At 65.8% G+C, this 14311-nt stretch carries 4 protein-coding genes and 1 riboswitch; of the genes, 2 read left to right on the top strand and 2 right to left on the bottom strand.

All coding sequences use genetic code 11. The annotated features are described in order from the left end of the window. The first annotated feature begins 47 nt into the window (after positions 1 to 47). The gene (gene cobM / locus GGQ64_RS10825; protein WP_183803563.1) at positions 48 to 809 is read left to right on the top strand and encodes a precorrin-4 C(11)-methyltransferase; all 762 of its coding nucleotides are present in this window, start codon (positions 48 to 50) and stop codon (positions 807 to 809) included. A gap of 91 nt (positions 810 to 900) precedes the next feature. Here cobM and metH read toward each other — a convergent pair whose 3' ends face one another. Continuing rightward, a complete protein-coding gene (gene metH, locus GGQ64_RS10820; RefSeq protein ID WP_183803560.1) occupies positions 901 to 4692 on the bottom strand; it encodes a methionine synthase in 3792 nt (1263 codons plus the stop codon). A 79-nt stretch (positions 4693 to 4771) separates the two neighbouring features. After that, a complete protein-coding gene (locus GGQ64_RS10815; RefSeq protein ID WP_183803542.1) occupies positions 4772 to 4987 on the bottom strand; it encodes a hypothetical protein in 216 nt (71 codons plus the stop codon). A gap of 101 nt (positions 4988 to 5088) precedes the next feature. Beyond that, positions 5089 to 5306, bottom strand: a riboswitch (cobalamin riboswitch). 442 nt (positions 5307 to 5748) lie between these two features. Here GGQ64_RS10815 and GGQ64_RS10810 point away from each other — a divergent pair. Then, positions 5749 to 14238 carry a glycoside hydrolase family 94 protein gene (locus tag GGQ64_RS10810; protein WP_183803539.1) on the top strand — a complete coding sequence of 2830 codons (8490 nt, stop codon included), beginning with the start codon at positions 5749 to 5751 and terminating at the stop codon, positions 14236 to 14238. Positions 14239 to 14311: the final 73 nt, after the last annotated feature.

The raw sequence follows: 14311 nt of genomic DNA, 5'->3' as shown, positions 1-14311 counted from the left end.
TGCGCGATCCGGCCGGGTCGGCATCGCAGAGGGATCGAGGAAACAGAATGACCGTCCACTTCATCGGCGCCGGGCCGGGCGCCGCCGACCTGATCACCGTCCGCGGGCGCGACCTGATCGGCCGCTGCCCGGTCTGTCTCTATGCCGGTTCGATCGTATCGCCGGACCTTCTGCAATACTGCCCGCCGGGCGGGCGCATCGTCGATACCGCGCCGATGTCGCTCGACGAGATCGAGGCGGAGTATGTGCGCGCTGCCGCGGCGGGCGAGGACGTGGCGCGGCTGCATTCGGGCGATCTTTCCGTCTGGAGCGCGGTCGCCGAACAGATCCGCCGGCTGGAGAGGCACGGCATCGACTATACGCTGACGCCCGGCGTGCCGTCGTTTGCAGCGGCCGCGGCGGCGCTGAAGCGCGAACTGACGATCCCCGCGGTGGCGCAGAGCCTGGTGCTGACGCGCGTGTCCGGCCGCGCCTCGCCGATGCCGAACCGGGAGACGCTGCAGGGCTTCGGCGCGACCGGAGCGACGCTTGCGATCCATCTCGCCATCCATGCGCTCGACCAGGTGGTGTCGGAACTGACGCCGCTCTATGGCGCCGACTGCCCCGTCGCGATCGTCGTCAAGGCCTCCTGGCCGGACGAGCGCGTGGTGCGCGGCACGCTCGCCGACATCGCGGCGAAGGTGGCCGAGGAGCCGATCGAGCGGACGGCGCTGATCTTCGTCGGAAGGTCGCTTGAGGCGGACGATTTCCGCGAGAGTTCGCTCTACGATCCGGCCTACCAGCGGCGGTTCCGCGGGCGCGGGGAATAGGCGCGATCCGCCGGACGGGCGGGACGGAAGGCCGTCCATAGGCGAAGTTCGTGCCAGTGGCGCGATTGCAGCCACCGGCTCTCGCGCGGCGTTACTCTGCCGCTTCCGCCAGTCCTCTGGGCACATAGTTCAGCACCGGCCCGAGCCAGCGCTCGACCTCGGTGACGTCCATGCCCTTGCGCGCCGCATAGTCCTCGACCTGGTCGCGCTCCACCTTGGCGACGCCGAAATAATAGCTTTCGGGGGAGGCGACGTAGAGGCCGGAGACGGAGGAGCCGGGCCACATGGCCATGCTCTCCGTCAGCTGGACACCGATCTGGCGATCCGCGTCGAGCAGGCGGAAGAGCGTGGTCTTCTCGGTGTGGTCGGGCTGGGCCGGGTAGCCGGGGGCGGGGCGGATGCCGGCATAGGGCTCGGCGACGAGCTCCTGCGGCGAATAGGTTTCCCCGGCGGCATAGCCCCAGAGCTCCTTGCGGACAAATTCGTGCATGCGCTCGGCGAAGGCCTCGGCGAAACGGTCGGCCAGCGCCTTGACCAGGATCGACGAATAATCGTCGTTGGCGCGCTCGAAGCGCTCGGCGATCGCGATCTCGCCGATGCCGGCGGTGACGACGAAGCCGCCGACATAGTCGGCAATGCCGCTCTCCTTGGGTGCCAGGAAATCGGCGAGCGCCAGGTTAGGGCGGCCGTCGCGCTTGGAGAGCTGCTGGCGCAGGGTGAAGAACGTCGCAAGCTCCCGGTTGCGGCTATCGTCCTGAAAGAGCCGGATGTCGTCGCCTATGGCGTTGGCCGGCCAGAAACCGACCACGGCTTTCGGGGTGAACCACTTCTCGGCGAGGATCTTCTCCAGCATGGCCTGCGCGTCGGAAAACAGCTGGCGAGCGGCCTCTCCCTGCTTCTCGTCGTCGAGGATCTTCGGATAGACGCCCTTCAGTTCCCAGGTCTGGAAGAACGGCGTCCAGTCGATGTAGCGGGCGAGTTCGGCGAGATCCCAGTCCTGCCAGGCGCGGGTGCCGAGGAAGGAGGGCGCCTTGGGGCGATAGGCGGACCAATCCGGCCTGAAGGCGTTTTCGCGGGCCCGAGCCAGCGGCAGGCGCTGCTTCTCGGCCTCGGCACGCCTGTGGGCATCGGCGACCTTGCGGTACTCCGCCTGCAGTGTCTCGACGTAACCCGGCTTCATTTCGGCGGACAGCAGGGTGGAGACGACGCCGACGGCGCGGCTGGCATCGGTGACATAGACCGCCTGGCCGCGGTCGTAGCGCGGGTGGATCTTGACGGCGGTGTGGACGCGGCTCGTCGTTGCGCCGCCGATCAGCAGCGGGATGTCGAAGCCCTCTCGCTCCATCTCGTTTGCTACATGCACCATCTCGTCGAGCGAGGGGGTGATGAGGCCGGAGAGGCCGATGATGTCGACGTTCTCGGCGCGCGCAGTCTCCAGGATCTTCGTCGCCGGCACCATCACGCCGAGGTCGATGATCTCGTAGTTGTTGCAGGCCAGCACGACGCCGACGATGTTCTTGCCGATGTCGTGGACATCGCCCTTCACCGTCGCCATCAGGATCTTGCCGGCGCTCTGGCGCCCGCCGCCGCCGCCATTGGCGAGCTTCTCTGCTTCCATGTAGGGCAGGAGCACGGCAACGGCCTGCTTCATCACGCGGGCGGACTTCACCACCTGCGGCAGGAACATCTTGCCGGCGCCGAACAGGTCGCCGACGACGTTCATGCCGGCCATCAGCGGGCCTTCGATCACGTGCAGCGGGCGGGCGGCGGCAAGGCGCGCCTCCTCGGTGTCAGCTTCCACGAATTCGGTGATGCCGTTGACGAGCGCGTGCTCCAGCCGTTTTTCGACCGGCCATTCGCGCCACTTGAGATCACGCTCCCTGGCCTCCTTGCCGGCGGTTCCCTTGAAGCGCTCTGCGATCTCGAGCATGCGCTCGGTCGCAGTCCCTCCGGCGGCGGGCACCCGGTTCAGCACCACGTCCTCGCAGGCCTCGCGCAGCTCCGGCTCGATCGTGTCGTAGACGGCGAGCTGCCCGGCATTGACGATGCCCATGTCCATGCCGGCCTGGATCGCGTGGTAGAGGAAGACTGCGTGCATCGCCTCGCGCACGGGCTCGTTGCCGCGGAAGGAGAAGGAGAGATTGGAGACGCCGCCGGAGATGTGGACATGCGGCAGCGTCTGAACGATCTCGCGGGTCGCCTCGATGAAGTCGACGCCGTAGTTGTCGTGCTCCTCGATGCCGGTGGCAACGGCGAAGATGTTCGGGTCGAAGATGATGTCCTCGGGCGGCACGCCGGCCACCTCCGTCAGCAACTTGTAGGCGCGGGCGCAGATCTCCACCTTGCGCTGCCTCGTGTCGGCCTGGCCCTTTTCGTCGAAGGCCATGACGACGACGGCGGCGCCATAGGCGCGCACGAGCCTGGCATGATGCAGGAAGGTCTCCTCGCCTTCCTTCAGCGAGATCGAATTGACCAGCGGCTTGCCCTGCACGCATTTCAGGCCCGCCTCGATCACTTCCCACTTGGAACTGTCGATCATGACAGGCACGCGGGCGATGTCCGGCTCGGCGGCGACGAGGTTGAGGAACTCCGTCATCGCCCTTTCCGAATCGATCAGGCCCTCGTCCATGTTGATGTCGATCACCTGCGCGCCGTTTGCGACCTGGTCGCGCGCGACGTCGAGGGCTGCCGCATAGTCGCCGGCGGTGATCAGCTTGCGGAATTTCGCCGAGCCGGTGACGTTGGTGCGCTCGCCGACATTGACGAAGGGGATGTCCTTGGTGAGCGTGAACGGCTCGAGGCCTGAAAGGCGCATGTGCCGGGGAATGTCCGGGATCGCGCGCGGTGCGTGACGGGCGGCGGCGTCGGCGATTGCCGCGATGTGGGCGGGCGTCGAGCCGCAACAGCCGCCGACGATATTGACGAGGCCGTCGCGCATGAAGCCTTCGATCTGCTCGGCCATCTGTTCGGGCGTCTCGTCGTAGCGGCCGAACGCGTTCGGCAGGCCGGCGTTCGGATAGGCGCAGACGAAGGTGTCGGCCACGGACGAGATCTCGTCCAGGTGGGCGCGCATGGCATTGGCGCCGAGCGCGCAGTTCAGCCCGATCGAGAAGGGCAGGGAATGTCGCACCGAGTTCCAGAAGGCTTCGGGCGTCTGGCCGGAAAGGGTGCGGCCGGACAGGTCGGTGATCGTGCCGGAGATCATCACCGGCAGCTCGATGCCCTTTTCGGCAAACACTTCCTGGGTGGCGAAGATCGCCGCCTTGGCATTGAGCGTGTCGAAGATCGTCTCGATCAGGATGATATCGGCGCCGCCGTCGATGAGGCCACGGAGCTGGCCGGCATAGGCGAGCCTGAGGTCGTCGAAGGAGACGGCGCGGTAGCCGGGATTGTTGACGTCCGGCGAGATCGAGGCGGTGCGGTTGGTCGGCCCCAGCGCGCCGGCGACGAAGCGGCGCCTGCCGTCCTTCTCCATGGCGCGCAGCCCGGCCCGGCGGGCAAGGCGAGCGCCGTCGCGGTTCAGTTCGTAGACCATGTCCTCCATGCCGTAGTCGGCCTGCGCGATCGTGGTGGAGGAAAAGGTGTTGGTCTCGAGGATATCGGCGCCGGCGAGCGCATAGCGATAGTGGATGTCCTCGATCGCGGCCGGCTGGGTCAGCGTCAGGAGGTCGTTGTTGCCCTGCTGGTGGCAGGCGCACTCGCCGAAGCGGTTGCCGCGGAAATCGTCCTCGACCAGACCAAGGGTCTGGATCTCGGTGCCCATGGCGCCGTCGAGCACGAGGATGCGCTCGCGTGCGGCCGCACGGAGCGCATCGGCGATGTCCCTGCCATTGCGGGGTGGAAGTTCGGGACCGAAAAGGTCGTCGAGGTCGGTCGATGCCATGGCAAAGCCCTCCGATGCAGCATGTCTGTATCGGAGATCACATAAAGATATGTTTATGTCAATATGTCTTTATGCGGTATCAGTGCGGTCGGCCGGATCTTCCTGCAAGTCGCTCAAACAGCGAGCGGAGCCGGACGATGTCCGGATCGCGGTCCCTGTAGGGCGCTAGCTTCCTCAGTTCCTTAACGGCCTCTGTCGGCAGGTCGGCGCCGCGCGGCTGCCAGAGCAGCCACGAGATGAAGACGGATTCCGGCTTTCCGGAGCCCGAAGCGTTCTGTTCTATGGTGACAAGCATGTATTTTCCCCAATTGGAATTGGGGGATGACCGGACGCACGCAAGCTGAAGTTCCGCTTTCACACGGAGCAAGCGCACCCGTGGGACACCCCGCCCATGGACGTTACGAGTTCATCAGGGCAGGTCTCCTGGCTTGCGAGTCGTCGCTTCTGTCCGGCCTTCCCGGCACGGAAAACGTGCCAGTGGCATGGGGGACAGCAGCTCACCGCCTACAGTTGCGGGGGCAGCGCCGGAATAGATGGCAGGACCATCGCACCGGCTTCCCTCTTCGCTTCCGGACCGTAAACGATTCGGAAGAACCCTGATGCGCCAAGCTGACCCGAAGGCGGCGGCGATGTCAACGCGGACGGTCGGGTTATCGACTGAATTGGAAAAGGGGTGGAACCCTTGTCGGATGCATCGCGTTCAGACCCCGTTCACCGCCGGTCGCGTAGGGCAATGGCGGTATTTGATGGCCTAGATATAGTCGGAGTCGCCTTGCCCCTGCCGTCCAGTTCTGTTGCAACAGCCTGCCATTGCGGCTAAAGAAAGCCGTTTTCATGCGCCACGCAGCCAAGCGGGAGAAGACCCTGTCGCCCGTTACATGTCGCCCGCCGATCGAGGGCGCATTTCCGTGCGCATGGAGTCCGCTGGCGGGATCGTACGGAGGAACGCATGACGCCGTCCTGTTGCACAAGACCCCTCGGATGATCCCTGCCTGCCGAACGTAAATCCGGCCGAGGCCGGATCCACCAACCCTGCTCCAAAACAGAAAAAAGCTGATGTCCCTTCACAAAAGACCACAGACCTCGTTGCGCGAGACGGAATCCAAGCAGATCGACTACAACGATTCGATCCGGGATACCTATTTCACCCTCGAGGAACTGAGCGCCTGCGGTGAGGACCTGGCGAAGAACGGCGCGAATTCGCTGCCGGGCTTCACGCCGTTCGACTTCCGCGCCCGCCACCGGGAAAACGAGAAGGAAATCTTCCGCGTCTACCAGACGACGGCCCGCGACGTCGAAGCGGGGGCGACGATCACGCCGGCGGCGGAATGGCTGCTCGACAACTACTACGTGGTCGAGGAGGCGATCCAGGAAGTGCGTCGCGATTTCCCGCGCCGCTTCTATCGCCAGCTGCCGACGATGAAGATCGGCGACGTCGAGATCCCGCGGACGCTGGCGCTCGGCTGGCTCTATGTCGCCCACACCCAGAGCAGCGTCTCGCGCGAGAGCCTCACGGCGATCGTCGAGGGATTCCAGAAGGCCGAGGCCTTCAAGATCGGCGAACTCTGGGCGCTGCCGTCGATCGTCCGCTTCATCCTGATCGAGAACCTGCGGCGCATTTCCAGCCGTGTCGAGCGTTCGCGCGGCATGCGCCGCAAGGCCAACGAGGTCGCCGACGAGCTGATCCGCCAGAACGACGCGGAGAAGAGCATCGTCATCCTGCGCGAGATCGAGCACCTCGTCGCCGACAATACCTTCGTCGCCCAGTTGCTCTATCGCCTGCGCGACGGGCTGCAGGTATCGGGCGCGGCCATCCAGTGGCTGGAAAAGCAGATCGAGGCGCGCGGGACCGACCTGGAAGAGGTCCTCGTCGCCGAGCAGAACCGGCTTTCCTCCGGCAATGTCACGATGAGCAACCTGATCAAGGGGCTGCGCACGATCGACGACACGGAATGGCCGGTCTGGGTCGAGAGCGTCAGCCGCCTCGATGCGGCGCTGCGCGAGGGCTCGGACTATACCGAGCTCGATTTCGGCTCACGCAACGCCTATCGCGACACGATCGAGAAGATGGCCCGCCGCTCCGGCAAGACGGAGCTGGAAGTGACGCAGATGGCGCTGGCCATGACCGCCGAGGACATGGCGGCGGGGAACGTCGCCGGTGCGCACGAAGCCAATGTCGGCAGCTACCTGGTCGGCAACAAGCGCGACATCCTGGAAAGGCGGATCGGGTACCGTCCCTCCATCCTGCAGCGCATCGTCCGCTTCAGCCGCTCGCTCGACTGGTTCGCCATTGCCGGGCCGGTGATCCTGCTGACGCTTCTGGCCATGGTCGGGGTCTACTACTTCCTCGACCAGATGGACATTCCGGACGGCGCCTGGCTGATCATGCTGATCCTGTTCGCGGTGCCGGCTTCGGAAGGTGCCGTCGGGCTCTACAACACGCTCGTCACTCTCTGCGTGAAGCCGACCCGACTGGTGGGCTACGAACTGCGCGAGGGGATACCGGAGGAGGCGCGCACGCTCGTCGCCGTCCCCTGCCTGATTTCCAAGCGCGATCACGTCGACGAACTGGTGCGCAACCTGGAGGTCCACTACCTCGCCAACCCGCGCGGCGAGATCTACTTCTCGCTCGTCAGCGACTGGGTCGACAGCAAGGTCGAGGAGACGCCGGAGGATCTCGACGTCCTCGAATATGCCAAGCGCGAGATCGCGCTGCTTTCGGCGCGCTATGCCTATGACGGTCGCACGCGCTTCTACCTCCTGCATCGCCGCCGGCAGTTCAATCCGCAGGAAGGCGTGTGGATGGGCTGGGAGCGCAAGCGCGGCAAGCTGCACGAGCTGAACCTGCTCCTGCGCGGCGACGGCGACACCAGCTTCCTGCCCGGCGCCAACGTCGTCCCGGAAAACGTCCAGTACGTGCTGACCCTCGATTCGGACACGCGCCTGATGCGTGACGCGGCCACCAATCTCGTCGGCAAGCTGTTCCACCCGATCAATCGCCCGCTGATCGACCCCGAGACCCAGCGGGTCGTCGCCGGCTACAGCATCCTGCAGCCGCGCGTCACCCCGTCGTTGACGACGGGCGACGAGGCGTCGACGTTCCAACGCATCTTCTCGGCGAACCGGGGCGTCGATCCTTACGTCTTCACCGTCTCCGACGTCTACCAGGACCTCACCGACGAGGGCACGTTCACCGGCAAGGGCCTCTATCACGTCGATGCCTTCGAGGCGGCGCTGAAGGGTCGCATCGAGGAAAACTCGATCTTGTCGCACGACCTTCTCGAAGGCTCCTATGCGCGCTGCGCGCTCGTCACCGACGTGGAGTTCGTCGAGGATTTTCCGATCCGCTACGAGGTCGAGAACTCGCGCCAGCATCGCTGGGCGCGCGGCGACTGGCAGTTGCTGCCCTACATCTTCAGGCCGTCGAGCGGGGTGTCCATGATCGGCCGCTGGAAGATGTACGACAATCTCCGCCGTTGCCTTATCCCCATCTGCTGGCTCGTCGCCTCGGTCATGGGCTGGTATTACATGGAGCCGCGCCAGGCGCTGATCTGGCAGCTGGTGCTGATCTTCCTGCTGTTCGTCGCGCCCACCCTGTCGCTGTTCACCGGCGCCGTGCCGCGCCGCAGCGACATTGTCGCCCGGGCCCACCTGCAGACGATCTTCTCCGACATCAGGGCGGCCAACGCGCAGGTGGCACTGCGCATCGTCTTCATCGCCCACCAGGCGGCGATGATGGCGGATGCGACGATCCGCTCGCTCTACCGCATGTTCGTCAGCCGCAAGCACATGCTGGAATGGCGGACGGCAGCCCAGGTGCACAGCTCTTCGCGCGGCGGCATCTGGTCTTACTACGTCGACATGTGGCAGGCGCCGGCGCTGGCCCTGGTCGCAGTCGGCCTGGCGCTGTTCTCCAAGACCGGCCTGCCCTTCATCGCCATGCCCTTTGCGGTGATCTGGATCCTTTCGCCCGCGATCGCCTGGTATGTCAGCCAGTCGGCGGAGACCGAGGATCAGCTGGTCGTGCCCGAGGGCGTCGTGACCGAGCTTCGCAAGATCGCCCGGCGCACCTGGCGCTATTTCGAGGAATTCGTCACCGCCGAGCAGCACTTCCTGCCGCCCGACAATTTCCAGGAAACGCCGCAGCCCGTGCTCGCGGAGCGCACCTCGCCGACCAATATCGGCGTCTACCTCCTGTCGGTGGTTTCCGCGCGCGACTTCGGCTGGATCGGCTTCGAGGAGACGGTGCGCCGCCTCGAGGAGACGGTCTCGACGATCGACAGCATGCCGAAGTTCCGCGGCCACCTCTACAACTGGTACCACACCAACACGCTGGAGACGCTCGGGCCGCGCTATGTCTCGGCGGTGGACAGCGGCAACCTCGCGGGCCATCTCATCGCCGTCTCGTCCGTCTGCCGGGAATGGGCGGAAGCGCCGTCGGCGCATCTGCACGGCAGCCTCGACGGCATCGGCGATGCAGCCTCGATCCTGTCGGAAGTGCTGGCCGAACTGCCGGACGACCGCAAGACCGTGCGCCCGCTGCGCCGGCTCCTCGAAGAACAGATCGCCGGCTTCCACAACGCGCTTGCCGCGGTCAAGCGCGAGCACGAGTTCGCCTCGATCCGCGTGATCAACCTCGGCGTGCTGGCCCGCGACGTCAACAAGCTGATCGCCAACCTCGACCACGAGATCAAGAGCCCGCAGAGCGCGGAAGTGATGAAGTGGGCGAACGCGCTGGTGGCCACCTGCGAAGGGCACATCGCCGACAGCGTGTTCGACCTCGGCAGCATCGAGGCGTTGCGCCAGCGGCTCGTCGTGCTGCGCGACCGCACCCGCGACATCGCGTTCTCGATGGACTTCGGTTTCCTGTTCCGGCCCGAACGGCGGCTGCTGTCGATCGGCTACCGGGTCGAGACCAACGAACTCGACGAGGCCTGCTACGACCTGCTCGCTTCCGAAGCGCGCCTGACCAGCCTGTTTGCGATCGCCAAGGGCGACCTGCCGACGGAGCACTGGCACAAGCTCGGCCGCCCGGTCGTGCCGATCGGTTCGCGCGGCGCGCTCGTCTCGTGGTCCGGCTCGATGTTCGAATACCTGATGCCGCCGCTGGTGATGCAGGAGCCGCAGGGCGGCATCCTGAACCAGACCAACAACCTGATCGTCAAGGAGCAGCAGAACCACGGCCAGCGCCTCGGCACGCCGTGGGGCATCTCGGAAGCGGCGTTCAACGCCCGCGACCACAACATGAACTACCAGTACACCAACTTCGGCGTGCCCACGCTGGGCCTGAAGCGCGGCCTCGGCCAGAACGCCGTCATCGCGCCCTATGCCTCGCTGCTGGCGACGCAGTATGCGCCGAAGGCTGCTCTCGACAACCTGAACGAACTGCGCAGGCTCGGCGCGCTCGGCATCTACGGCTTCCACGACGCGGTTGATTTCACGCCGACGCGCGTGCCGGAAGGCAAGCGTTGCGCGGTCGTGCACAACTACATGGCCCATCACCACGGCATGTCGATCGCAGCCGTCGCCAACGTCGCGTTCAACGGCGCATTGAGGGCGCGCTTCCATGCCGACCCGGTGATCGAGGCGGCCGAACTGCTCCTGCAGGAAAAGGCGCCGCGCGAAATCCCGATCATCAACACCAAGCGCGAGCCGGAAACGGTCGGCAGCACGCAGGCCGACCTGCTGCGGCCCGAAGTCCGCGTGATCGAGGATCCGGTATCGCAAGACCGCGAGGCGGCGTTCCTCTCCAACGGCCACTACTCGGTCATGCTGACGGCGACCGGCTCCGGCTACGCGCACTGGAACGGCCAGTCGGTCACCCGCTTCAAGCCCGATCCGGCGGAAGATCGCTGGGGCACCTTCGTCTTCCTGCGCGACACGGCCACCAATGAGTGGTGGTCGACGACGGTGGAACCCAAGCGCGCCGAGGGTGAAGAGACGAAGACCCAGTTCAGCGACGACAAGGCGGAGTTCATCAAGACCGTCGGGACGCTTTCGAGCGAACTGGAGTGCATCGTCGCGACGGAGCACGATGCCGAGGGGCGGCGCCTGACGCTGCTCAACACCGGCGCCGAGGACCGCTTCATCGAGGTGACCTCCTACATGGAGCCGGTGGTCACGACGGACGATACAGACAATGCGCATCCGCTGTTCGCGCGCATGTTCCTCAAGACCGAGATCGGCCGACGCGGCGACGTCGTGCGCATCTCGCGCAACAAGCGCAGCCCAAGCGATCCCGACATGTGCGTGGCGCACCTGATCGTCGACAATGCCGGTTCGCGCCGGACGGAAGTCGAGACGGACCGGCGAAACTTCATCGGCCGCGGCCGCAGCCTCACCACGGCCGCAGCCTTCGAGCCCGGAGCGCAGCTTTCGGGCACGGATGGATTCACGCTCGATCCGATCGTGTCGCTGCGTCGCGTCGTCCGCGTGCCGGCCGGCAAGAAGGTGAAGGTGATCTTCTGGACGATCGCCGCCCCCAACCGTGAGGAACTGGATCGGGCGATCGACCGCTACCGGCATCCGGAAGCATTCAACAACGAGCTCATTCATGCGTGGACCCGTTCGCAAGTCCATCTGCGCCATATCGGCGTCACCTCGCAGGAGGCGGCGAGCTTCCAGGCGCTCGGCCGCTATCTCGTCTATCCCGACATGCACCTGCGCGCGGATGCGGCCACCGTCCAGGCGGGCCTCACCTCGCAGTCGGCGCTGTGGCCGTTGGCGATTTCGGGCGACTTCCCGATCTACGTTCTGCGCATCAACGACGATGCGGACCTGGAGATCGCCCGCGAGGCGCTGCGGGCCCAGGAATACCTGCGCCATCGCGGCGTGCTGGCGGATCTCGTCATCCTCAACGAGAAGGCTTCGTCCTATGCACAGGACATGCAGCACACGCTCGAGCAGATGTGCGAGAACCTGCGGATGCGCGGCCAGTCGGACGGCATGCGGCAGCACATCTTTGCGGTTCGCCGCGACCTGATGGACGTATCCACCTGGCAGGCGCTGCTGGCGACCGCACGCGCCGTCTTCCACGCGCGCAACGGAACGCTGTCCGACCAGATCGAGCGCGCCATCTCGATCTTCGCCACGCCGGCCGTTCCCGCAGAGGAAGAGGCCCGGCATGCCGCACCCGTCCCCGCTTCCGAGCGCAAGGGGCAGCCTGCGGCGATCGACGGCGGCGACCTGGCCTTCTGGAACGGCTATGGCGGCTTCGACGCCGGGCGGCGCGAATATGTCGTCAAGGTCCGCGGCGGCGAGGGGACCCCGCATCCGTGGATCAACGTCATCGCCAACGAGCACTTCGGCTTCCACGTCGCAGCCGAGGGCGGCGCCTTCACCTGGAGCCGCAATTCGCGCGACTACCAGGTCACGCAGTGGACCAACGACCCGGTCATCAACCGCCCGGGCGAGGCCTTCTATGTCAAGGACCGCGACAGCGGTGCGGTGCACGTTCCCTTCGCCGGCCTGTCGCGCGATCCGTCCGTCCTGTTCGAAACCTGGCACGGCCTCGGCTATTCCGCCTTCCGGACCGCGTCCGGCGGGCTGGAGCTGGATCTCGTGCAGACGGTCGATGCGGAGCGTCCGGTGAAGTATTCGCGCCTGATCGTGCGCAATACCGGAAAATCGGCGCGCAACCTTTCGGCCTATGGCTATGTCGAATGGGTGCTCGGCAACAATCCGGCCAGGACGGCGCCGTTCGTCCTGTGCAGCCAGGATGAGGCGAGCGGGGCGATCCTTGCGACAAACCCTTACAGCCTCGACTATTCGGGCCGTGTCGCCTTCTTTGCCACGAACGGCAAGCTTGCCGGCGTCACGACGAGCCGGCGCGAGTTCATCGGCCGCCAGGGCGACATCGTCATGCCGGCGGTGCTTTCGACCGGTGCCGGCCTGTCGGGCACGATGGAAAGCAACGGGGCGCCGTGCGCGGCACTCGTGACGGACTTCAAGCTGCAGCCCGGCGAGGAAAAGGAAATCCTCTTCGTGCTCGGTGACTGCGATACGGCCGAGGCGGCGAGTGCGCTTGCCGGCGAGGCCGTCTCGGCATCGATCGACGAGGCTTTGGAGAAGATGCGCGCCTTCTGGGGCGAGTTCACCGGCACCCTGCAGGTCGAGACGCCCGATCCGGCGCTGAACCTGATGGTCAATACATGGCTTCCCTACCAGAGCCTCGGCTGCCGCGTGCTGGCCCGGGCCGCCTTCTACCAGGCGAGCGGGGCCTACGGGTTCCGCGACCAGCTGCAGGACACGCTGGCCTTCCTGACGCATCGACCGGAACTCGCCCGCAAGCAAATCCTGAACGCGGCGTCGCGGCAGTTCCATGAAGGCGACGTCCAGCATTGGTGGCTGCCGGAAACGGGAGCGGGCGTGCGGACGATGATTTCGGACGACGTCGTCTGGCTGGCCTATGCGGTCACCCAGTACTGCGGCTCGACCGGCGACCATGCGATCCTCAGCGAGAAGCTGACCTTCATCGAAGGGCCGCCGCTCGCCGAGGGGCAGCACGATTCGTTCTTCAAGCCCGGCCGTTCGACGGAAGAAGCGGAACTCTACGAGCATTGCGCCCGGGCGCTCGATCTCGCCATCCAGCGGACGGGCGAGAACGGCCTGCCGCTGATCCTCGGCGGCGACTGGAACGACGGCATGAACCGTGTCGGCGAGGCCGGCAAGGGCACGAGCGTCTGGCTCGGCTGGTTCCTGGCCGGCACGCTGCGCGCCTTCGCGCCGATTGCCCGCGAGCGCGGCGACAACCATCGCGCCCGCGTCTGGCTGGAGCACCTGGAAACGCTCAAGGCGGCACTGGAATCGGCCGGCTGGGACGGCGCGCATTATCGGCGCGGCTACTTCGACGACGGCAGCCCGCTCGGTTCGCAGGGCAACGCCGAGTGCCGCATCGATTCGATCGCGCAGTCTTGGAGCGTTCTTTCCGGCGAAGGCGACAAGGAGCGGGCACGGCTCGCCATGGATGCGGTGCTGGCCGAGCTCGCCGACAGCGAGGCGGGGATCATCAAGCTGTTCACACCGCCTTTTGAGAACAGCCAGCAGGATCCCGGCTACATCAAGGCCTATCCGCCGGGGGTGCGCGAGAACGGCGGCCAGTACACGCATGCCGCCGCCTGGGTGGTGATGGCGCTCGCCGTGCAGGGCCGGGCGGACGATGCCTGGAACTGCCTGAACATGCTGAACCCGATCAAGCATGGGCAATCGCCGGAGGCGATCGAGACCTATCGCGTCGAGCCCTATGTGGTCGCAGCCGACGTCTATGGCGAGGGCGAGCGCAAGGGCAGGGGCGGCTGGACTTGGTACACGGGGTCTGCCGGCTGGCTCTACCGGGCCGCAGTCGAAGGCGTGCTCGGCATCCGCAAGGAGAATGGCCGTCTCGTGGTCGAACCGGCGATCCCCTCGCACTGGTCCGGCTTTACCGCCGCAGTCACGCTTGCCGGCGTGAAGCACGAAATCCGTGCCGAACGCAAAGTCGACGGTAAAATCGACGTGAAGATAAATGAAACTGTCATAAAGAGATCACAAGAAGAGTATTCGCTCTAGGCTCGAATTTCAGACATTGGGGCATGTCGGTTCCAGCGGGTGACGCGGGGGCCGTCGTGCCCCTTTTCACGTC

Source organism: Mycoplana azooxidifex (genome assembly GCF_014196765.1).
GTDB classification, from domain to species: Bacteria; Pseudomonadota; Alphaproteobacteria; order Rhizobiales; family Rhizobiaceae; genus Mycoplana; species Mycoplana azooxidifex.
Note: the sequence above shows the minus strand (reverse complement) of the source record. Positions and strands in the feature narration are given on the sequence as shown.